The organism is Bacillus sp. TCT6 (genome assembly GCF_056033845.1).
This window is the reverse complement of the sequence record NZ_JBVYHX010000001.1, coordinates 65049-86037: the sequence shown is the minus strand read 5'-3', so window position 1 is coordinate 86037 and position 20989 is coordinate 65049. Positions and strand designations below refer to the sequence as shown.

The following is a 20989-nucleotide window of genomic DNA, read 5'->3' as shown; positions in this document are numbered from 1 at the left end:
CTTACAGACTTGCTTTTTTTGTATGATAGTCTGTTGCTTGCTCAAACGCATGTGCAACGCGGTAAATTGTCGCTTCATCGAAGTGTTTACCAATGATTTGTAGACCAAGTGGCATGTTGTTAGCACCGAATCCACATGGAACTGAAATCGCTGGAACACCCGCTAAGTTTACTGGGATTGTTAAAATGTCATTTGCATACATTGTCATTGGGTCGTCAACTTTTTCTCCAACTTTAAATGCCGGAGTTGGTGTTGTTGGTCCAATAATAACATCATAGTTAGCAAATACATTTTCAAAGTCATTTTTAATTAATGTACGTACTTGTTGTGCTTTTTTGTAATATGCATCATAGTAACCAGAGCTAAGGGCAAATGTACCAAGCATAATACGACGTTTAACTTCATCACCGAAACCTTCACTACGTGTGTTTTTGTAAAGATCTAATAAGTTATTTACATTATCAGAACGAACACCGTAACGCACGCCATCAAAGCGTGAAAGGTTAGCAGATGCTTCAGAAGAAGATAATAAGTAATACGTTGCTAGAGCGTATTTAGAGTGCGGAAGAGATACTTCCTCCCAAGTTGCGCCCATACCTTCTAATACTTTTAAAGCAGCTAGTACTGACTCACGAGCTTCTTCGCCAACACCTTCGCCTAAGTATTCTTTCGGTACAGCAATGCGTAAACCTTTAACATCGCCTGTTAAACCAGCTAAATAGTTTCCAACTTCAACATTTGCAGAAGTTGCATCCATGCGGTCAATACCTGAAATAGCTTGTAATAAGTATGCATTGTCTTCTACTGTACGTGTAATCGGTCCGATTTGGTCAAGTGAAGATGCGAATGCTACTAATCCGTAACGAGATACGCGTCCGTAAGTTGGTTTTAAACCTACAACACCGCAATATGCAGCCGGCTGACGGATAGAACCACCCGTATCAGAACCTAGAGAGAATAGTACTTCTCCCGCTGCTACAGCTGCTGCAGAACCACCACTAGATCCGCCCGGAACGTAATCTAAGTTCCATGGGTTTTTCGTAGCGTAGAATCCTGAGTTTTCATTTGAAGAACCCATTGCAAACTCGTCCATGTTTAATTTACCGATTGTAATCGTGTCAGCAGCTTTTAGCTTTTGCACAACTGTCGCATCATAAATTGGATCGAAGTTTGCTAACATTTTACTCGCACAAGTTGTACGAAGGCCGTTAGTTACAATGTTATCTTTTACACCAATCGGCATACCGAATAATAAACCATTATCTTCAGCGCCGATTTTTGCATCTAATTCTTTCGCTTTTGCGCGTGCATTTTCTTCATCTAATGTAAGAAAAGCTTTTACGTTATCTTCAACATCCGCAATACGTTTGTAAGATTCTTCTACTAAATCCGTAACGGAAATTTCTTTGTTGTTTAATTTCTTATGTAACTCTGATACTGAATGATCAAATAATGACATCGAAATTCCCCTCCTCTATTCTAATACTGCTGGAACACGGATTTGATTATCTTTGTGATCCGGTGCATTTTTTAATACTTCTTCGACTGGTAAACCTTTTTCTGGTACATCTTCACGCATAACATTTTTCATAGTTAATACATGAGTTGTTGGTTTTACATCTGTTGTATCTAATTCATTTAACTGTTCTGCAAATGTAACAATTGCATCTAGTTGTTTTTGAAATTTTTCAGCTTCTTGATCAGTAATTGCAAGACGTGCTAAATGTGCTACGTGCTTTACATTCTCAACGGAAATTCTTGACACGGCTAGGCCACCTCCATAATATATCGTTCAATCTACAATACTATTGATGATACCAAATTTTCAGTACTTCAAGCAAGTCAACACACGGCACTTACGCCATTTTTACATAAAAAAAGAAAGGCAAATGCCTTTCTTTACAATTTACTCTTTATCTAACGGTTTATTTTTCGGAAATCTCTCGTTATCTTCTTCATTATCACGAATTGTTTTTTGTAACACAAAACAAGACATCGTTAAAAATAGTGTTCCAATTAAATAGTATCCTTTTACACTAAGCGTTTCATCTAACGTATAAATCCCAATTAGCATACCTGAAAGCGCACAAACAAATGAAGTCCATGCTAAAAATGTGAACGCTTGCGTATTACGTCTTCTCATCGTTCTCCCCCTCGTTAGCTGTATACCCATTATAGATAAGTATATTTACCATGATGGATTTTTATGTAAATTCTAGTTTTATATTTATAAATCTATCATAAAAGAATACTATTTTAAAGATAGTTTTCTTTTTAATCTGAAAAATCAATTAAAAACATTGACAATTATTTCTATTCTACATAAAATAAAAATAAATATTACGAACCTCGAAATATACGGGAGTGGAATTAATTGTTGCAATATGAACATTTTTTAGACTTACTGCTAGATAACGCCAAGAAACTTTTCTATCCTGAAGAATGGGTAAGCCTAGATTTAACACTTTCTAAAACAGAAGTATTTTGTTTACTTTGGATGGAGCGAAATACAGATATTACAATGACAAAAATTGCTGACCTTCTTGATATACCGATGAGTACAACGACAGGTGTTGTAAATCGCCTCGTAAAAAAGGGATATATTGAAAGGTACCGTGATGAAAACGACCGACGCATTGTATTAATTCGTTTAACAGAAAACGGCGTAATGCTCGTCCAAGAAGTAAAACAAAATGCAGCCCATTACTTTAACCTAGTGACAGAAGCATTATCAGAAGAAGAAAAAGCATTCTTACTACAAATCTTCCAAAAGATCATGAATCACATCGCTACGTCACAGCAAAAAACAGAAGAAAAGGTTTCTACACCTAAAATGAAAAACATTCCGATTGAATAAAACCCTAGTTGGGTTTTTATTCAATATTTTATTTCGATACTCGTAATATTCGACACTCGAAACAAAGGGGATAGAATAATGAGAATTATTTTGTATACAGGTAAAGGCGGCGTAGGAAAAACTAGCATTTCAGCAGCAACAGCGCTTCAAAGCGCAAAACAAGGATTAAAAACATTAGTAATGAGTACAGATCCTGCTCATAGTTTAGGAGATTCATTTGGTATAAAGCTATCTTCTGAGCCATTAGAAATTCGTGAAAATTTGTGGGCACAAGAAATTAATACGATTTATGAGATGGAAAAAGGCTGGGGGAAATTACAGAAATATATTACGCTACTCTTCACTTCCAAAGCAGCTGATGATATTACAACAGAAGAGTTAACGATGTTTCCTGGTATGGAAGATTTAATTAGCTTACTTCGCGTACTCGATTATTATAAACAAAACACATATGATGTTATTATCATTGATTGTGCTCCAACAGGAGAAACATTAGCAATGCTCAGCTTTCCAGACATGCTCAGCTGGTGGATGGAAAAACTCTTTCCTATTAAAAGAAAAGTTTTAAAAGTTGTTCGCCCTGTAGCTCAACCACTTCTTGGTGTTCCTCTTCCAACCGATGATATTATGGACGAATTAACGAATACACTTGAACAGCTCGGAGAAATGAGAGATATTTTATCAAACCGAGAAATAACAAGTATCCGCATCGTTGTAAATCCCGAAAAAATGGTCATTAAAGAAGCTCAGCGTAGCTTTACTTATTTAAATTTATACGATTATAACGTAGATGCCATTATGATTAACCGCGTCATCCCTAACACTGTCACCGATCCTTATTTTCAAGCATGGAAAGATACTCAAAAAAAATATAAAACATTAATTCAAGATAGTTTTCAGCCGCTTCCTATTTACAAAGCTCCAATGTTTGAACAAGAAGTTGTTGGTTTACCTATGTTAGAGCGTGTAGGAGATGCTTTATTTAAAACTGATCATTGTCCTACTGAAGTGAAATTTAACGGCCGCACACAATATGTAAAAAAAGATGGCGATGATTATATTTTCATTCTTTCTATTCCCTTCTCAAATAAAAGTGAACTTTCATTAAATCAAAAAGGTGATGAACTTATTATTCGAGCCGGTTCTGTTAAACGGAACATCACGTTACCCAAAACATTAACACACCTTTCTATTCAAGGAGCAAAATTTGAAGAAGATGTACTAAATATTCGCTTTGGAGGTGTAGTACATGCATGAGGAATTACTACGAAGGGTAATTCGTACAAAAGTAAAAGTCGGGATGCATATATTAGAAGAGCTACCTAATCCAATCCAGCAATCAGCTAAGCAAATATTAAATATTTTACAAGAGGAACTAGCTGCTTATCCGAAAGAACGAGAGCATCATGATGTTAATTTAAAAAATATCATAATTGAATAACTATCTCTGTATAGAGGGCCTTTTTTAGGCTTTCTATACTTTATTGGAGTGATGTAAGTTGATGAAAAAGCATTCCACTACTATACTCTGGATCATTCCCTTATTATTTTTCATTCATAACCTTGAAGAAGCTTTCCAAATGCCACAATATCTTGCTAATCAATTTTCAATCCGTATTATAACTAGCCAACAATTCTTCATTGCCATTTCCGTATTAACAATCTTTGTATTACTTATCGTCTTTCTATATCAACTTAACTTCTTGTCTTCTATATGCTGGATTATTTTTATACAAGGGGCCATCTTCTTTAACTCTGTTCAACATATTATTTTGTTTTTCATTTATCGCTCCTATAACCCCGGCGTAATATCAGCATTTTTCATTACTCTCTTTTCTATTTTCTTTTTTTTATCAAAAAAACACTTAATTCATCAAAAGCAATTCGTAATTACACTCCTTTTCAGCTTATTTTCTTATCCCATTATAATTTGGATTACCTTACTGTTCGCTATCTACTTTCATTCATAAAAAAAGACCAGGAAAACTCCTGGTCCATTACTCTACTTAACAAACATTGGATTCTACGTTATACAAAATTGGAAGGTACAGAATTAGGGTTCGTTTGTTAAGTAGATTATATGTTGAACGAACTAACAGCGGAGGGGTTCCTTCTGTTAGTCCATTAAACCCAATCATTATTTTACGATTTTTTCAAGCTCCTCAAGTGAAAGGTCAACTGAAATTGAACCATCATTTGTTTCTTTCTTAATTGCATCTGTTACTTCTTTTGAATGATATAATTCAATTACTTTTTTCAGTGTTGGATCATCTTTATCTTTCGTACGAGCTGCGAAAATATTAATATAAGGCTTCGCATTTTCATTCTTTGGATCTTCTAAGAAAATAGGATCCTTCGCTGGATCTAATCCAGCTTGACCAGCAACACCGTTATTAATAACTGAAGCTGCTACATCTTTTAATACACGAGGTGTTTGCTGTGCGATAACCGGCGTGATTTTTAATTTCTTCGGATTTTCAGCAATGCCGCTTGGATCTCCAAATAAGCCAAAATCTTTTTTAAGCTTTAATAATCCAGCTGCATCAAGAAGTTTTAATGCACGTGCTTGGTTCGTTGGATCGTTTGGAATTGCAATTTCTGAACCATCTGGGATTTCATTTGCTTTCTTATATTTTTCAGAGTATAAACCCATTGGTGCAATTTGCGTTGTACCAACAGCTGTAATATCTAACTTATGCTCTTTTTTAAATTGCTCTAGGAAAGCAATATGCTGGAATGAGTTTAATTCAATATCTCCATCAGCTAACGCTTTATTTGGCGTTGTGTAATCAGAGAACTCAATCAGTTTAACTTTAATCCCTTCTTTTTCAGCTTTTTTCTTCAAAATTTCCCAAGCGTCTCCATCCGTTCCAGTTACACCGACGCGAACTACTTTTTCTTTCGCTCCTGCACCCGTGTCTCCACTTGAGCAGCCGCTTAATGCTGAGATTCCTACAATCGCTGATAATGCAAATGCTAAAATTTTCTTCATTTTCTTTTCCTCTCTTCCTTTTTATGATCTGCGTAACAAGACTTTCGCAAAGTAGTTTCCTAAATTTTGAGCTATCTGTACGAGAATAATAAGTAAAACAACCGTTACGAACATAACCGATGTATCAAAACGTTGATAACCATATGTCATTGCCAAGTCACCAAGACCGCCACCACCGACAAGCCCAGCAACTGCAGAAAATTCAATTAAACCAACTGTCATAAACGTGACACCTAAGATTAATGGTGCTAACGCTTCTGGTACAAGGATTTCAAAAACGATTCTAATTGGCGAGGCGCCCATTGCTTGCGCTGCTTCAATTACTCCTTTCGGAACGGAAACAAGATTTGTTTCAACCATTCTAGCAATACCAATTGATGCGACTAACGTCATCGGGAAAATTGCCGCTGCTGTTCCAATCGTCGTTCCAATAACGCTTCTTGTTAGTGGGCTTAAAGCTACTAAAAAGATAATGAATGGTACCGGACGAATTGTATTAATTATGATGTTAAGAATAGAAAAGACCCATTTATTTTCTAAAAAGTTTCCTTTTCTCGTTACATATAAAAGTAAACCTAGAGGTATACCCAGAATTGTAGCGAATATAAGTGTTACAATTACCATTAAGAGGGTATCTCCCGTCGCATCTAGTATGCGCGGCCAAAATATACTCCAATCAACTCGCATGAGCTTCTACCTCCTTCAGCTGCACTTGCAGTCTTAGATGTTGTAATGCTTTTTGAATTTCCCTCTGCTCACCTTGCAATTCTACAAGCAGATTTCCAAATAGCACATTTTGAAGTTCAATAATATTTCCGTACAGTACATTTACATCAACGTTATAGTTTTTTGCGATATATGATAGTACCGGCTGTCCTGTCTCCTCACCAGTAAATGTTAGACGATAAATTTGACCACCATTTTGAATTTTCGCTAGAACACTTTCTGGTAAATGATCATTAATAACAGAACGTACAAAGTTTTGAGTCGTCTTTGTTTTTGGTTGCGTGAAAACATCAAACAGTTTTCCTTCTTCAATAACTTTTCCCTTCTCCATTACAGCTACACGGTGACAAATTTCTTTCACAACATGCATTTCATGTGTAATAAGAAGAATTGTTAAATTGTATTCTCGATTTACTTTCTTTAATAAGTTTAGAATTTCTGTCGTCGTTTCTGGATCTAAGGCTGATGTTGCCTCATCACATATAAGAATATCTGGCGATGTCGCAAGTGCTCTAGCAATACCAACACGCTGCTTTTGTCCCCCTGATAGCTGTTCTGGATAATAGTTTGCTTTATCTTCTAACCCTACAAACCTCAGCAGTTCATTCACTCGTTCCTTTATCTCGTTCTTTGGCAATTTCGCTAACTTTAATGGATAAGCAATATTCCCAAACACTGTTCTTGAATTAAATAAATTAAAGCTTTGAAAAATCATTCCGATTCTTTGTCTTAGTTTGCGTAATTCTTTCGTCGATAATGATGTAATATCTTTATCATCTATTGAAATCGTTCCTGCCGTCGGTCTCTCTAACATATTTACTAAGCGTAATAATGTACTCTTTCCAGCTCCACTAAAACCGATAATGCCAAAAATTTCGCCTTTCTCAACTGATAATGTTACATCCTCCACCGCATGAACAAATTGCCCAGCTGATTCATACACTTTACTTACATTGTTAAAAGAAATCATTTTTCCCCCTCCTATATGCTGTAAAAACTTAAAGTAGAGCTTTCGAGGTAAAATAAAAAGTGCCCTCCTTCTTATCAACCATAAAGATAAGAAGGAGAGCACTTATATGTACTCGTTCACATCTTCTCATCTTCCAAGCCTTTATATGGCTTGCTGGAGTTAGCACGGTATTAAAAAACCCGTTGCTGAGGTATCGTAGGGCCAGTCCCTCCACCTCTCTGGATAAGAATGTATCGATTTAATTGTCGTTTAATTAATTCTCATTATAGAACTCAGAATAATAAGAGTCAATACATTTTTCAGAAAAATATTAATTATTCCTTTATTAAAATTTTCAGATGAATATTCATCTGAAAAATAGTAACTTTCAAGGTTATTTAAAATTCTTCTTCCTCATATTTTTAAACAGGAGAATCCTCTCTACAAATTGAATAAATTTATTTGAATATGAAACTCGGAGGAAGATAAATATATGAAAACAGCTCTTTTACTCGTCGATATTCAAAACGATTATTTTCCAAATGGAAAGATGGAATTGCGTAATCCAGTAGAAGCAAGCGAATATACTAATCAGTTATTACAACACTTTAGAACAAACAGCGAACCTATTTTTCATATCCAACACGTAGCTATAAAAGATGACGCTACTTTTTTCCTACCTAATACAGAAGGTGTACATATTCATGAAAGCGTACGTCCACTTAGAGAAGAAACAGTTATAGTCAAACATTATCCAAATAGCTTCCGAGAAACTAATCTTCTAGAGCAATTAAAACGTTTAAATATTGAACATGTCGTTGTATGCGGGATGATGACTCATATGTGTATCGATGCAACAGTAAGGGCTGCATTCGATTTTGGCTTTCAATGTACCGTTATACATGACGCTTGTGCTACAAAAGACCTTTCTTTTAAGAACGCTACTATACCAGCTGTTTATATTCACAATACAATTTTAGCTAGTTTAAATGGCGTATATGCAAATGTAATAAGCACGCAAGAATTTTTAGCTACATAAAAAAACACTCCTTTCAGTGAGCAAAACTGAAAGGAGTGTTCCTTGTCGAACCATAGATTTTCTTTCAAATTGTATTATACAGGAAATTCTCAAAATGAATACTAAAAATATGACTAATAAGTCAACTTTTCTCATCATTTTATTTCTGTTCACATGTTTATCACGCTATTAATAGGTTTTAGCTCATTCCCTTCGAACGATGGTAATATATAGGATTTCAATTTTAAAAGGAGCTCTTCACATTCTGTGAAGAGCTCCTCTACTATTTCTTATAAAGTTTCAGAAGTAGTTTTTGCTTGCATGTGAAGTGCTAAGTAATCAGGTCCACCAGCTTTAGAGTCTGTACCAGACATGTTAAAGCCACCGAATGGTTGGTAACCTACGATTGCACCAGTACATCCACGGTTGAAGTATAAGTTACCAACGTGGAAGTCTTCGCGTGCTTTTTCAATATGGTCACGGTTGTTAGTAATAACAGCACCTGTTAAACCGTATTCCGTATTGTTTGCAATTGCAAGTGCATGATCGAAGTCTTTCGCTTTACAGAATGCTACTACTGGTCCGAAGATTTCTTCTTTCATTAAGCGAGCATCTTCTGCAACGTCAGCAACGATTGTTGGTTGGATGAACCAGCCTTTAGAATCGTCTCCTTCGCCACCTGCTAAGATTCTACCTTCTTCTTTACCAATTGCAACATAGCTCATTACTTTATCAAATGCAGCTTGGTCATTAACAGGACCCATGTTTGTACCTAATACTGCTGGGTTAGCAACTGTTAATTCTTTCGTTAATTCAACAGCACGATTTAATACGTGATCGTATACATCTTCATGGATTACTGCACGAGAACATGCAGAACATTTTTGTCCTGAGAATCCGAATGCTGATGCAACGATAGACTTAGCTGCTAATTCAAGATCTGCTTCTTTATCAACAACGATTGTATCTTTACCGCCCATTTCAGCGATAACACGTTTTAACCAAATTTGTCCTGGGTTTACTTTCGCTGCACGCTCATAGATACGGATACCTACATCACGAGATCCCGTGAAGCTTACGAAACGTGTACGAGGATGATCTACTAAGTAGTCACCAACTTCAGAACCGTTACCTGGAACGAAGTTTACTACGCCAGCTGGTAAGCCAGCTTCTTCTAATACTTCCATAAATTTCGCTGCTACTACAGGAGTTGTACTAGCTGGTTTTAGTAATACTGTGTTACCAGAAACTAAAGCAGCTGTTGTCATACCTGCCATAATTGCGAATGGGAAGTTCCAAGGAGAAATGATAACACCTACTCCTAATGGAATGTAAGAGAAACGATTATATTCAATTGGACGGCTTTCTACTGGAATACCGTCTTTTAATTTTAACATTTGACGACCATAATATTCCATAAAGTCGATTGCTTCTGCTGTATCAGCATCTGCCTCATTCCATGGCTTACCTGCTTCTTTTACAAGAATAGCAGAGAATTCATGTTTTCTGCGACGAACGATTGCTGCAGCACGGAATAAAATGTCTGCACGCATTTCTGGCTTTGATTTTCTCCAAGTTTGGAATGTTTCATCCGCTACTTGCATTGCTTTTTCAGCTAACTCACGGCTTGCTTTTGAAACACGACCAACAAGTTCCTCTTTATTTGCAGGGTTTACAGAAACAATTTTGTCTTCTGTAGTGATTTTTTCTCCCCCAATAATTAATGGATAGTCTTGTCCAAGATAAGATTCTACTTTCTTTAAACCTTCTTCAAACGCTAATTTGTTAGCCTCCACTGAAAAATCTGTAAATGGCTCATGTTTGTATGCTACTACCATTTTTTTTAGCCTCCCCTTAGAAAAACGTTTACATTTTACAACATTATTCTACACGATAATTTAGATTTATTCAAATATTCCTAGACTTATATTTTAAAAATTAATAAATTTTTAAAATATAATAAAAAAAGAGATTCATACATGCGTATGAATCTACAAAATATGAGTATATTCCAAAACATTTTTCCCGATCAATAATATAGTAACTAATAAAAATAAAGTTCTTACATATCCAACACCTTTTTGAACCGCAAACTTCGATCCAAAATAAGCACCTAAGATCATTGATAATCCCATGATAATACCGTATTCAAAATGAATTATGTCTAAAAATAAAAAAGTAATTAAAGATACAATATTACTAACAAAGTTCAAAAGTTTTCCAGATGCTGCCGCTTGAATAAAATCCAAGCCAATTAATAAAAATGCAAAAATTAAAAACGACCCTGTCCCTGGTCCAAAAAATCCATCATAAAATCCTATCATTAAAATAGCAAAGAAAAATATTAATGTTTTTCTTTGCGTCATCTTCTTATAGGTAGACACACTTCCCCAATTCTTTTTTGCAATAATATAAATAGCAATAAATACCAACATTACAAGTACTAATGGGCGTAAAATATCCGATGGAATAAATTTTACTACTAAAGCGCCTGCAACAGCTCCAACAATAGTTAACGGGATTAACTTTCCTACAATTTTAAAATCAACTTTTCCTGATCGAATGAAATACATCGCACTCGTAAACGTCCCCATCGTTGCCGCTAATTTATTCGTTGCAATTGCCGAAGCTGGCGATAAGCCAACAAACATAAGCGCCGGAAGCGAAATTAACCCTCCTCCTCCAACAACCGAATCAATAAAAGCTGCTAAAAAACCGAATGCAATTAATAAAATAATGACTTGAAAACTTAATTCTTCCATGAGCTTTACCCCTTACCCCTATTATTTACAACATTTTAAATTATAACAAAATTGCATAAGAAAAAAAGCTGTTCCTTAGAGGAACAGCCTTCATATTTAATCTAAAATTTTCACAAGTGGTTCATCTTGTTTTGCTTCACGTATAATAATGGCTTCTGGGCGTTCTACAGATTTAATCGTTACTTGTACTTTCATATAATTCGGGAAGTATTCCATAACAAGCCCTGCCACATATTGTGTAAAACCAACTATTTCAGCTTTTCCATTAAATTGGACAGGAATATCAAGCTTCATTTCTCTTAATTCATCATCTCTATACATACCCGTACCAATAACAGCTGTATAGTCGCCTTGGAAATAATCGCTTAGTTTTGCCTTAAAGTTGGATACTCTTGCAAGATCTTCACGTTTATTATCTGTTTTCGCTTGCTCTGATGGGAACAAATAATATTTTTCATTAATTTGTTTCCAATCTTCAACCGTTTCACTACCTTTTTCAACATTTGCATAAGAAACAAAATTACCTGGCACAAGTGACGCCTTCGGAGCCTGACGATAAATTGCAAATGTTATCGGAAGGTTTTTTGTTTCAGGATCTTTTTGATGCATAAACTTCAAGACTTCTTGCGCCATTTTTTTCCCTTCAGCTAACATTTTTTCATTCGAGATTGTAGCTTCACGTGGGTAACCATGTTCTTCATTATAATAATGCACTGAATTCATTGCTAATCCAACTACAATGCCGCTACGCTCATCTTTGTCGCCGTTTTTCACATAATAATCATGCTCTAAAATATTGGAAATATATATTGGATTTTTTTTGTTTTTTTCTTCTAGTATTTCGGATCCTTCACCTAAAGCTGGATTTAATCCTATGTTTGGAAATTTAACTGCATCTTTTTTTAATGTATCTTCTAGTTCTTTCTGTTCAGCATTTGTACGCTTTCTTTTAACAAGCATTTGTACATATTGAGCCTCTAGAGTATCTCCGCCTTTAAAGAAATGATCTTTCGTACTAAATGATTCCTTCGCAATACGCATTAATCCTGTTTCAAATTCATCTATATCAAGACGATTATTTACTCCTTGCACGACTAAACCACGTGCCTTTCCACCATAAAATGGAATAGTCGTCTTATAATATTCATCCGACATAGCGTATTTTGGGACAACTGATTGTTCTTTTGCTTTCCCCGATTTCTCAGACACTTTTTCATCTTTGTCGGCACCTGCACTACACCCACTTACAAGTAGGCCAAGGCTTAATACCGCTAATGCTATTTTTTTCATGGTAAGTTTGCACCTCTTACTTATTTAGCTCTTGTAAGAACCTCTCTTCATTCCAAACCTCAACATTATGTTTCTCCGCTTGTGCTAATTTCGAACCAGCCGATTCACCTGCAACAACCAAATCTGTACTCTTACTAACACTTCCTGTTACTTTTCCACCTAATGCCTCAATCTTCTTCTTCGCTTCACTTCGTCCCATAACTTCTAGCTTACCTGTTAAAACAACCGTTTTTCCTGCGAAGTAAGATTCAACATTTTGTAAATCTGCAATTTTTATACCTTTGTATGTCATATTCACGCCATACTCTTTAAACTGCTGTAATAACTCTAATACATCTTCATTATCAAAATATGTCACAACAGATTGAGCCATTTTTTCGCCAATTTCATTAATTGCTTTTAGTTCTTCTTCTGTTGCTTTTACAAGCTCATCCATCGTTTCAAAGTGCTCTGCAAATGTACGTGCTGCTTTCGCTCCAACGTGTCGAATTCCAAGACCAAATAATAATCGCTCTAACGAGTTTTCTTTAGAATTTTCAATTGCTTGTATTAAGTTTGTTGCTGATTTTTCACCAAAACGTTCTAACTGTAATAACTGCTCTTTCGTTAATGCATATAAATCAGCAAATGTACGAATATAATCTGCATCAAAAAGTTGTGTAATGACACGTTCTCCAAGCCCATCAATATTCATTGCATTTCTTGAAACGAAATGAATTAATCCTTCGCGAATTTGAGCTGGACAAGTTGGATTTATACATCGAAGTGCTACTTCTTCTTCTAAACGAACAAGTTCACTCTCACATGCTGGGCAATGCGTTGGCATGCGGTATTCTTCTTCTTCACCAGTACGCTTATCAAAAATAACGTTCACAACTTCAGGAATAATATCTCCAGCCTTCTTCACAACAACGTAGTCACCAATTCGAATGTCTTTTTCACGAATTAAATCTTCGTTATGTAAAGAAGCACGACGAACGATCGTACCAGCAACTCTCACTGGCTCTAGCTCTGCAGTCGGTGTTACAACCCCTGTTCGGCCAACACTTAATTCAATGCCTGTTAATCTCGTTACAACTTCTTCAGCCGGGAATTTATAAGCAATCGCCCATCTTGGACTCTTCGCTGTAGTTCCTAGACTTTCTTGAAGAGCAACATCATCTACTTTTATAACGATTCCATCAATCTCATAATCAAGATGCGGACGTTTTTCTTGCCATTCTTCTACATAAGCTATAACCTCTTCGATTGTTTCACATGTACGGCGATTTGGATTTGTCTTAAATCCGAGTTCACCTAGGAAATCAAGCGATTCACTGTGCGATGGAATTGTTTTTTCTTCTACATTCGCAAGACCGTACACAAACATAGATAAGTTACGCTTCGCTGCAATTTTCGGATCAAGTTGACGTATTGAGCCTGCTGCCGCATTACGCGGATTCGCAAATACATCTTCTCCATTTTGCTCTTTTTCTTCATTTAGTTTAACAAATGAACGCTTCGGCATATAAGCTTCGCCTCGTGCTTCTAACGTTACTTCTTCATTTAAACGAAGTGGGATAGCTTTAATCGTTTTTAAATTTTGAGTAATATCTTCACCCGTTACACCATCACCACGTGTCGCCCCTTGAATGAAGCGTCCTTTTTCATAATGAAGCGAAACGGCAAGCCCGTCAATTTTTAATTCACATATATATCTTACATTCGCATCATCAATTCCTTGACGTACTCTTCTGTCGAAATCACGTAAATCTCCTTCGTTAAATGCATTTCCTAAACTTAACATTGGTGACTTATGTGTTACTTTTTCGAATATATCAAGAATAGTTCCCCCAACGCGAACGGAGGGAGAATCCTCACTCATAAACTCTGGGTTCTCTGCTTCTAATTTTATAAGCTCCTGCATATTACGGTCATATTCCGCATCAGAAACAGAAGGATTGTCTAATACGTGATATTGATAATTAAATGTATTTAACAAATCACGCAGTTCTTCTATACGTTTTTTTGCTATCTCTTTTGACATATCCTCATTCCTTTCTATTGTTTCGTCACAGGTGCAAATTTTGCTAACAAACGTTTAACACCAATCGGGCTTGGGAACGCAATATCTAATTCTTTTGCATCACCTTCACCTTTTACACTTACAACTGTACCGATTCCCCATTTTTGGTGGGAAGCTTTATCGCCTACTGCCCAGCCAATTTGCTCACCGCCTGTCGTCTTAGCTGCAGGACGCGCGAAAGCTGAACGAGAGCGTGTTGTGGTTGTCATTTTACTGCTACTTGCTGTTCTGCCTTTTGCACCAAACGAATTTTCACGCTTCGGCGCTGTTTCATTTAATGATTCCACTAGTTCTGTCGGGATTTCTGTAATGAAGCGAGACGCAGCGTTCATACTTGTTCTACCAAATAAAGTACGCATTTGCGCATTAGATAAATATAGCTCTTCTTCTGCACGAGTAATACCTACATAAGCAAGACGACGTTCTTCTTGCATTTCATCCTCTTCCATAAGAGAACGAGTATGAGGGAATATCCCTTCCTCTAAACCAACAATAAAGACAACCGGGAACTCTAATCCTTTCGCTGAGTGCATCGTCATTAAGATAACTTCTTCACCAGCAGTTGGGTCTTCATCTACACGATCAATATCAGCAACAAGTGCTAAATCTGTTAAGAATGCAACAAGACTCTTATCTTCGCTTTGAGATTCAAATGTTTGCGTAACAGATAAGAACTCGTCTAAGTTTTCTAAACGACCTTCCGCTTCTAAAGAACGCTCATTTTTCAACATATCGCGATAGCCTGTTTTTTCAATAACTTCTTCTACTAATTCTGTAACAGATAAATACTCTTGCATATTTACCCAGTTGTGTAATAAACTTGCGAATTCTTTTACTGCCTTTGTAATTTTTGCACTTACTCCAACATGCTCAATCTCATCAAATACAGCAGTTAATGAAATTCCGTTTTGCACACCATAATTAATAATTTTATCAATAGAAGTCGCACCAATACCACGCTTTGGCATGTTAATAATACGTGCAAAACTAATTTCATCATCTGGATTACCGATTAAACGTAAGTACGCCAAAATATCTTTAATCTCTTTACGGTCGTAGAACTTCGTACCCCCGACAATTTTGTACGGGATGTTAGATTTAAGGAAAATCTCCTCGACCATACGAGACTGAGCATTCGTACGATATAGTACTGCAAAATCAGTGTATTTTCGTTTCCCCATTTGAAGATCGTCACGAATTTTTTTCGCAACAAAATACGCTTCGTCCTTTTCAGTTGCAGCACGATAATACGAAATTTTGCTCCCAACTTGATTGTCCGTCCATAATTTCTTCGGTTTACGATTCGTATTTTTTTCAATAACAGCATTCGCTGCATTTAAAATATTTTGTGACGAACGATAGTTTTGTTCTAACAAAATTACTTGTGCATTCTCATAATCTTTTTCGAATGACAAAATGTTAGAAATATCTGCACCACGCCAGCGATAAATAGACTGGTCAGAGTCACCTACAACGCAAAGATTTTTAAAACGCGCTGCCAAATGTTTAACAAGAAGATATTGCGCTTTATTCGTATCTTGATACTCATCAACGTGAATATATTGGAACTTACGCTGATAAAACTCCAATACTTCTGGAACACGTTCAAATAGCTGAATCGTCGTCATAATTAAATCATCAAAGTCTAATGAATTATTTTTCAAAAGACGTTTTTGATACTCTGTGTATACATCGCTCGTTAATTTTTCATATGGATCAGCCATTGTAATTTTTTTTGCATACTTATCCGCAGATAACAGTTCATTTTTCGCATTACTAATACCCGCTAAAATAGAGCGCGGCTCAAATTTCTTCGGATCAATATTGCGCTCTTTCATAATTTTTTTGACTACCGTTAACTGATCACCTGAATCTAAGATTGTAAAGTTACGATTAATGCCAATACGATCGATATCACGTCGTAAAATACGTACACACATAGAGTGGAACGTCGAAATCCAAATATCTTCTGCTTCTGGTCCCACAAGTGTATCAATACGCTCGCGCATTTCACGAGCTGCTTTATTTGTGAAGGTAATAGCTAATACATTCCATGGTGCTACACCTTTTTCACCAAGCAAATACGCAATACGGTGTGTTAACACACGTGTTTTACCACTACCTGCACCTGCCATTAATAGAAGTGGTCCATTCGTTGTTTGTACCGCTTTTTGTTGCTGTGGATTTAAACCGTTTAATAACTTATCTGTCATACTCATATACGCCTGCACCTACTCTCCTTTTACTGCTTTAACTGTTTTTAACGCCGATTTTATATCATCATAAATAATATTTCCAACAACTACTGTATCAGCATATTGTGCCATTTCTTTCGCCTGTTCTGCATTAGAAATACCGCCGCCATAGTATAACTTAGCTTGTTTCAATTCTGCTTTTACATTTTTAACAAGTTCAACTTCTCCATACGTACCGCTATATTCTAAATAAAATATCGGTAAATGTAATAACTTGTCTGCTAAACGAGCATATGCAATAACGTCATCTTCTGTTAAATCACATTTCGCATCTGTAAGCTGGGCTACTTTCGCTTCTGGATTTAAAACACAATACCCTTCCATAAAAATTTCGTCCCAGTCCATAATATCCCCAAATTCTTTCAATGCCTCATGATGAACACCTGTTACCCATTCTACTTTTCGGCTATTTAACACACTTGGGATGTAATAAAAATCAAATCCTGGTGTAATTGCTTCTACATCAGAGACCTCTAATACACAAGGAACAGCATATCTACGAATGCTAACTAGCATGTGTAATACGTTATCAATTGTAACCCCATCACTTCCGCCTACAATAACCGCATCAGTTCCAGACTCACAAATCATTTCTAAATGTTCATCGCTTAACTCCTTATTTGGATCAAGCTTAAATACATGTTTCCATCCGGAAATATCGTACATGAAAACACCCTTCCTTTTCTCTAGTTATATCTATAGTTCTGTTTAAAATAACAGTTAGTTTTCATCTTGTTTTTTAAATATTTTTCAAAAAGAATGATTTAATTTCATCTTCTTTTTATGCATTCTTTCATTATAACAAAAAAAGCTACTGACACACACGCCCATTCCAACATCTTTTTCAACGTCAAATGTTGGATTACATATCCCCAAAATCACACGGGATACTAATAAGAGAAGTAGTATTTACTATTTCAATTTTCATAAAAAGGAGTGTTTTTCTAATGAAGCAAAACATCGGGACAATAAACGCTCTAATTCGAATTACACTTGGGCTTGTCCTCTTCGGATGTAGTGCAACTAAACTTGTACGCAAGCCATGGTGCACTTGGTCTAACATTTTTCTATGGATTGGTGCAATGAAAGTTGCAGAGGGAATTGTTCGCTTCTGCCCTATTGTTGAAGCGTGGAAGTTTGGAAAATACATGAATATGAGTGCATTTAAAATGCCTAGCATGAATTTTACTGAAAAAGGACATGCTAAAGAAGAAGTGAATCAAACTTCCTCTCATGACAAGCCAAAGTCAAAAGGAAGTTATGACGCTTCTGACAAAGAGATTGAGTCAGCGATTGAAGAAATAATCCTGGCAAAACCGCTTTGAATCATTTGTCACGATGCAAGATGCTCTCAAAGGGACTTAGCTGCTGCAGTGGGCGGTTAAGTCTTCTTTATTTTACCATAAAAACAGAACGTATATTCCCTTTTTAAGCTTAAAATGTATATAAAAGATATCAATCAATAAAATTCAGAAAATTAGGTGCATACCTCTTGCTTAAAATGATATAAAAGTGATATCATTTTTATATCAGGAGGCGATCATATGAAAGAAAAACAAGTATTTTATGTAAATGGTTTTCTCGGTATTATTGGAATTTTGATTTTAGCGGCTATCGGTGTATTTTTCCTTGCACAAGAAATTTTTATAGGAGCAGCACTAACTATTGTATTAGCCGCAATTCTCGCTACGGGTATCGGGATTGTTCAACCAAATCAAGCGAAAGTTATTACGTTCTTTGGTAATTATTTAGGAACAATTCGTCAAAACGGTTTATTTTTAACGATTCCGTTCGCATTCCGTCAAACTGTATCTTTACGTGTTGAAAACTTTAATAGTAAGAAATTAAAAGTAAACGATGTTGAGGGAAATCCGATTGAAATTGCAGCTGTTATCGTATATAAAGTAGTTGATTCTGCAAAAGCAATGTTCGGTGTTGAACATTACGATCGATTTGTAGAAATTCAAAGCGAAACGGCAATCCGCCACGTCGCAACAAAATATCCATATGACAATTTCCAAGATGAAACTTGCATTACGTTACGCGGAAATACTGAAGAAATCTCTGAAGAATTAAAACGTGAGTTAGAGGCACGTCTTGAAATTGCTGGTGTAGAAGTATTGGAAACTCGTTTAACGCATTTAGCTTACGCAACAGAAATTGCCCATGCAATGCTACAACGTCAACAAGCAAAAGCAGTATTAGCTGCTAGAAAAGAAATTGTTGAAGGTGCTGTGAAGATGGCCAAAGATTCAATCCATATGTTAGATGAAGAAGGCGTACTGGAACTCGATGACGAGCGTAAAGCAAATATGGTAAACAACTTATTAGTTGCCATCGTTTCAGATAAAGGTGCGCAACCGGTTATTAATACAGGAAGCCTATACTAAGGGCTATAAGTAATTATGGCTAAAAAGAAAAGCTTTCCATTACGTATTGATCCTGAATTACACGCAGTCATCGAAAAATGGGCAAATGATGAGTTTCGTAGCGTCAATGCACACATCGAGTATTTACTTCGAGAAATGGCAAAGCAAAAAGGGAAATTAAAAAAAGATAAAGATGCATAAAAAATCCCGCTGATTCCTCAGCGGGATTTTTACATATTAACTTCTCGTCATCTTATGCTCAATTGCACGATATCCTATATCACTTCGATAAAATAGACCATCACTCTCAATTTTACCGATTTCTTTATATACTTTATCTTTTGCTTCTTGTAAACTATTCGCCTTGCAAGCAACAAATAGTACACGGCCACCGTTTGTTACAAAATCACCATGCTTCATCGCTGTGCCTGAATGGAAAACAATCGCATCTTGCAGTGCATCTAATCCTTTAATAATGTCACCTTTTTTATATGCTTCTGGATATCCTTTCGAAGCAAGTACAACACCAATTACTGCTTCCTCTGACCATTGTAACGTTAGCTCACTTTCATCTAATACAGCGTTACATACATCAACTAAATCGTTTTCTAAGCGAGGTAATACTACTTCTGTTTCAGGATCACCAAAGCGTGCATTAAATTCAATTACCTTTGGACCATCATTTGTTAAAATAAGACCTGCGTATAAAATGCCTGTAAACGAACGGTTTTCTGCAATCATCGCTTTAGCAGTTGGATGTAATACCGTTTTTATCGCCTCTTGAACTGCTGATTCTGGAATTTGTGGCACTGGAGAATACGCACCCATTCCGCCCGTATTTGGACCTTTATCACCATCAAAAGCTCTTTTATGATCTTGGGCGATTACCATTGGATGTACAGTTGTTCCATTCACGAATGCCATTAATGAAAATTCTTGTCCATCTAAAAACTCTTCAATAACGACCTTCTTACTTGCCGCGCCGAATTTCACATCTTGCAGCATTTCTTTCACAGCTTGTAATGCCTCTTCAAGTGTCATTGCTACTGTCACGCCTTTACCAGCAGCTAGGCCGTCAGCTTTAATAACGATTGGTGCACCAACTTTTTGAATGTACTGTACTGCTTCTTCATAATCTGTAAAAGTTTCATACGCCGCAGTTGGAATATCATATTTTTTCATTAATTCTTTCGTAAAAGCTTTACTACCTTCAATAACAGCAGCCGCTTTATTCGGACCAAATACGCGAAGTCCCTCTTCGTTAAATCGATCAACAATTCCATTCATAAGTGGAATTTCTGGTCCAACGAAAGTTAATTCAACCTTATTCTCTTTAGCAAATAAAACTAATGCATCAAAATCATTTTCATCAATATCAACTGGTGTTGCAACATCGCGCATACCTTCATTACCTGGTGCTACATACACCTTTTCTACTTTTTCAGATTGTGCAAACTTCCAAGCTAAAGCATGCTCACGCCCACCGCGGCCAATTACTAAAACATTCATATTTCATCCCCCAATAACTAAATAAGTACAAACTAGAAGCTATGCTCCTAGTTTGCTTTCTCATATCAATAAAAGTTTAAAAGGAGGATCGAGAGAACCGAGCTGGTCTAGGCGCATTTGCCAGGAGGACACGGAGTGTAGCTTTCCTACATGAGTACCGCACTGGCATTGCAACGACGACTTGCGAAGGTTATCTC

Annotated in this window: 20 protein-coding genes, 1 pseudogene and 1 riboswitch; of the genes and pseudogenes, 8 read left to right on the top strand and 13 right to left on the bottom strand. The window is 36.3% G+C overall.

All coding sequences use genetic code 11. The features are described 5' to 3' along the window. Nucleotide 1 precedes the first annotated feature (1 nt). The 3 genes from gatA to AC0ONG_RS00360 all read right to left on the bottom strand — a co-directional run bounded on the left by gatA (nucleotide 2) and on the right by AC0ONG_RS00360 (nucleotide 2143). Nucleotides 2–1459, bottom strand: coding sequence for an Asp-tRNA(Asn)/Glu-tRNA(Gln) amidotransferase subunit GatA (gene gatA, locus AC0ONG_RS00370; RefSeq protein ID WP_000051441.1), 1458 nt, complete (start codon nucleotides 1457–1459; stop codon nucleotides 2–4). A 15-nt stretch (nucleotides 1460–1474) separates the two neighbouring features. Beyond that, nucleotides 1475–1765 carry an Asp-tRNA(Asn)/Glu-tRNA(Gln) amidotransferase subunit GatC gene (gene gatC / locus AC0ONG_RS00365; protein WP_000086999.1) on the bottom strand — a complete coding sequence of 97 codons (291 nt, stop codon included), beginning with the start codon at nucleotides 1763–1765 and terminating at the stop codon, nucleotides 1475–1477. A gap of 141 nt (nucleotides 1766–1906) precedes the next feature. Next, complete coding sequence (locus tag AC0ONG_RS00360) at nucleotides 1907–2143, bottom strand: YiaA/YiaB family inner membrane protein (RefSeq protein ID WP_001254393.1); 237 nt, start codon at nucleotides 2141–2143, stop codon at nucleotides 1907–1909. A 231-nt stretch (nucleotides 2144–2374) separates the two neighbouring features. On the opposite strand from AC0ONG_RS00360, the gene AC0ONG_RS00355 reads away from it, so the two are divergent. The 4 genes from AC0ONG_RS00355 (at nucleotide 2375) to AC0ONG_RS00340 (ending at nucleotide 4827) form a co-directional block, all read left to right on the top strand. Further along, nucleotides 2375–2857: a MarR family winged helix-turn-helix transcriptional regulator gene (locus AC0ONG_RS00355; protein WP_000942477.1), complete on the top strand. Its 483-nt coding sequence runs from the start codon at nucleotides 2375–2377 to the stop codon at nucleotides 2855–2857. Nucleotides 2858–2932: 75 nt separating this feature from the next. After that, complete coding sequence (locus tag AC0ONG_RS00350; protein ID WP_080117699.1) at nucleotides 2933–4114, top strand: ArsA family ATPase; 1182 nt, start codon at nucleotides 2933–2935, stop codon at nucleotides 4112–4114. Continuing rightward, the gene (locus AC0ONG_RS00345) at nucleotides 4107–4298 is read left to right on the top strand and encodes a DUF3926 domain-containing protein (RefSeq protein WP_000544107.1); all 192 of its coding nucleotides are present in this window, start codon (nucleotides 4107–4109) and stop codon (nucleotides 4296–4298) included. The genes AC0ONG_RS00350 and AC0ONG_RS00345 overlap by 8 nt, the downstream gene beginning before the upstream one ends. 61 nt (nucleotides 4299–4359) lie before the next feature. Continuing rightward, nucleotides 4360–4827 carry an HXXEE domain-containing protein gene (locus AC0ONG_RS00340; RefSeq protein WP_002083648.1) on the top strand — a complete coding sequence of 156 codons (468 nt, stop codon included), beginning with the start codon at nucleotides 4360–4362 and terminating at the stop codon, nucleotides 4825–4827. A gap of 167 nt (nucleotides 4828–4994) precedes the next feature. Here AC0ONG_RS00340 and AC0ONG_RS00335 read toward each other — a convergent pair whose 3' ends face one another. From AC0ONG_RS00335 to AC0ONG_RS00325, 3 genes are read right to left on the bottom strand one after another with little or no spacing between them, the layout of a single operon-like run. Then, nucleotides 4995–5849 carry a MetQ/NlpA family ABC transporter substrate-binding protein gene (locus tag AC0ONG_RS00335; RefSeq protein ID WP_000721588.1) on the bottom strand — a complete coding sequence of 285 codons (855 nt, stop codon included), beginning with the start codon at nucleotides 5847–5849 and terminating at the stop codon, nucleotides 4995–4997. Nucleotides 5850–5870: 21 nt separating this feature from the next. After that, nucleotides 5871–6536 (bottom strand): methionine ABC transporter permease, encoded by a 666-nt coding sequence (locus tag AC0ONG_RS00330; RefSeq protein ID WP_001261865.1) that lies wholly within the window; start codon nucleotides 6534–6536, stop codon nucleotides 5871–5873. Then, nucleotides 6526–7545: a methionine ABC transporter ATP-binding protein gene (locus AC0ONG_RS00325; protein WP_000622964.1), complete on the bottom strand. Its 1020-nt coding sequence runs from the start codon at nucleotides 7543–7545 to the stop codon at nucleotides 6526–6528. The genes AC0ONG_RS00330 and AC0ONG_RS00325 overlap by 11 nt, the downstream gene beginning before the upstream one ends. A gap of 123 nt (nucleotides 7546–7668) precedes the next feature. Then, a riboswitch (SAM riboswitch) is annotated at nucleotides 7669–7774 on the bottom strand. 243 nt (nucleotides 7775–8017) lie between these two features. On the opposite strand from AC0ONG_RS00325, the pseudogene AC0ONG_RS00320 reads away from it, so the two are divergent. Further along, nucleotides 8018–8583: pseudogene (locus AC0ONG_RS00320) on the top strand (cysteine hydrolase family protein). A 249-nt stretch (nucleotides 8584–8832) separates the two neighbouring features. Here the strand turns inward: AC0ONG_RS00320 and pruA are convergent. The 6 genes from pruA to pcrB form a co-directional block, all read right to left on the bottom strand. Further along, entirely contained in the window at nucleotides 8833–10380 is a 1548-nt protein-coding gene (gene pruA, locus AC0ONG_RS00315) for an L-glutamate gamma-semialdehyde dehydrogenase (protein ID WP_000259555.1), read from the bottom strand. 153 nt (nucleotides 10381–10533) lie between these two features. Beyond that, on the bottom strand, nucleotides 10534–11304 hold the full coding sequence (locus AC0ONG_RS00310) for a TSUP family transporter (RefSeq protein ID WP_000391975.1): 771 nt from the start codon (nucleotides 11302–11304) through the stop codon (nucleotides 10534–10536). A 96-nt stretch (nucleotides 11305–11400) separates the two neighbouring features. Beyond that, entirely contained in the window at nucleotides 11401–12594 is a 1194-nt protein-coding gene (locus AC0ONG_RS00305) for a CamS family sex pheromone protein (protein ID WP_000717037.1), read from the bottom strand. Between the two features lie 16 nt (nucleotides 12595–12610). Then, entirely contained in the window at nucleotides 12611–14620 is a 2010-nt protein-coding gene (ligA, locus tag AC0ONG_RS00300) for an NAD-dependent DNA ligase LigA (RefSeq protein WP_000031434.1), read from the bottom strand. A gap of 14 nt (nucleotides 14621–14634) precedes the next feature. Next, complete coding sequence (pcrA, locus tag AC0ONG_RS00295; RefSeq protein WP_002162946.1) at nucleotides 14635–16878, bottom strand: DNA helicase PcrA; 2244 nt, start codon at nucleotides 16876–16878, stop codon at nucleotides 14635–14637. 12 nt (nucleotides 16879–16890) lie between these two features. Beyond that, nucleotides 16891–17580 (bottom strand): heptaprenylglyceryl phosphate synthase, encoded by a 690-nt coding sequence (gene pcrB, locus AC0ONG_RS00290; RefSeq protein ID WP_000272084.1) that lies wholly within the window; start codon nucleotides 17578–17580, stop codon nucleotides 16891–16893. Nucleotides 17581–17861: 281 nt separating this feature from the next. Between pcrB and AC0ONG_RS00285 the strand changes: the two genes are divergently transcribed. The 3 genes from AC0ONG_RS00285 (at nucleotide 17862) to AC0ONG_RS00275 (ending at nucleotide 19484) form a co-directional block, all read left to right on the top strand. After that, the gene (locus AC0ONG_RS00285; RefSeq protein ID WP_000812343.1) at nucleotides 17862–18239 is read left to right on the top strand and encodes a YgaP family membrane protein; all 378 of its coding nucleotides are present in this window, start codon (nucleotides 17862–17864) and stop codon (nucleotides 18237–18239) included. A 219-nt stretch (nucleotides 18240–18458) separates the two neighbouring features. Further along, nucleotides 18459–19304, top strand: a complete 846-nt coding sequence (locus tag AC0ONG_RS00280; protein ID WP_000660674.1) for an SPFH domain-containing protein — start codon at nucleotides 18459–18461, stop codon at nucleotides 19302–19304. A 15-nt stretch (nucleotides 19305–19319) separates the two neighbouring features. Further along, on the top strand, nucleotides 19320–19484 hold the full coding sequence (locus AC0ONG_RS00275; RefSeq protein ID WP_001085171.1) for a type II toxin-antitoxin system antitoxin: 165 nt from the start codon (nucleotides 19320–19322) through the stop codon (nucleotides 19482–19484). Between the two features lie 36 nt (nucleotides 19485–19520). Here the strand turns inward: AC0ONG_RS00275 and purD are convergent, their stop codons facing one another. Next, nucleotides 19521–20792, bottom strand: coding sequence for a phosphoribosylamine--glycine ligase (purD, locus tag AC0ONG_RS00270; protein ID WP_001101961.1), 1272 nt, complete (start codon nucleotides 20790–20792; stop codon nucleotides 19521–19523). Nucleotides 20793–20989: the final 197 nt, after the last annotated feature.

Excerpts from the sequence above, each read along its gene's own strand:
- gatA (WP_000051441.1), bottom strand. The coding sequence starts at position 1,459 with ATGTCATTATTTGATCATTCAGTATCAGAGTTACATAAGAAATTAAAC.
- AC0ONG_RS00360 (WP_001254393.1), bottom strand. The coding sequence starts at position 2,143 with ATGAGAAGACGTAATACGCAAGCGTTCACATTTTTAGCATGGACTTCA.
- AC0ONG_RS00345 (WP_000544107.1), top strand. The coding sequence starts at position 4,107 with ATGCATGAGGAATTACTACGAAGGGTAATTCGTACAAAAGTAAAAGTC.
- AC0ONG_RS00340 (WP_002083648.1), top strand. The coding sequence starts at position 4,360 with ATGAAAAAGCATTCCACTACTATACTCTGGATCATTCCCTTATTATTT.
- AC0ONG_RS00335 (WP_000721588.1), bottom strand. The coding sequence starts at position 5,849 with ATGAAGAAAATTTTAGCATTTGCATTATCAGCGATTGTAGGAATCTCA.
- AC0ONG_RS00330 (WP_001261865.1), bottom strand. The coding sequence starts at position 6,536 with ATGCGAGTTGATTGGAGTATATTTTGGCCGCGCATACTAGATGCGACG.
- AC0ONG_RS00325 (WP_000622964.1), bottom strand. The coding sequence starts at position 7,545 with ATGATTTCTTTTAACAATGTAAGTAAAGTGTATGAATCAGCTGGGCAA.
- pruA (WP_000259555.1), bottom strand. The coding sequence starts at position 10,380 with ATGGTAGTAGCATACAAACATGAGCCATTTACAGATTTTTCAGTGGAG.
- AC0ONG_RS00310 (WP_000391975.1), bottom strand. The coding sequence starts at position 11,304 with ATGGAAGAATTAAGTTTTCAAGTCATTATTTTATTAATTGCATTCGGT.
- AC0ONG_RS00305 (WP_000717037.1), bottom strand. The coding sequence starts at position 12,594 with ATGAAAAAAATAGCATTAGCGGTATTAAGCCTTGGCCTACTTGTAAGT.
- ligA (WP_000031434.1), bottom strand. The coding sequence starts at position 14,620 with ATGTCAAAAGAGATAGCAAAAAAACGTATAGAAGAACTGCGTGATTTG.
- pcrA (WP_002162946.1), bottom strand. The coding sequence starts at position 16,878 with ATGAGTATGACAGATAAGTTATTAAACGGTTTAAATCCACAGCAACAA.
- pcrB (WP_000272084.1), bottom strand. The coding sequence starts at position 17,580 with ATGTACGATATTTCCGGATGGAAACATGTATTTAAGCTTGATCCAAAT.
- AC0ONG_RS00285 (WP_000812343.1), top strand. The coding sequence starts at position 17,862 with ATGAAGCAAAACATCGGGACAATAAACGCTCTAATTCGAATTACACTT.
- AC0ONG_RS00280 (WP_000660674.1), top strand. The coding sequence starts at position 18,459 with ATGAAAGAAAAACAAGTATTTTATGTAAATGGTTTTCTCGGTATTATT.
- AC0ONG_RS00275 (WP_001085171.1), top strand. The coding sequence starts at position 19,320 with ATGGCTAAAAAGAAAAGCTTTCCATTACGTATTGATCCTGAATTACAC.
- purD (WP_001101961.1), bottom strand. The coding sequence starts at position 20,792 with ATGAATGTTTTAGTAATTGGCCGCGGTGGGCGTGAGCATGCTTTAGCT.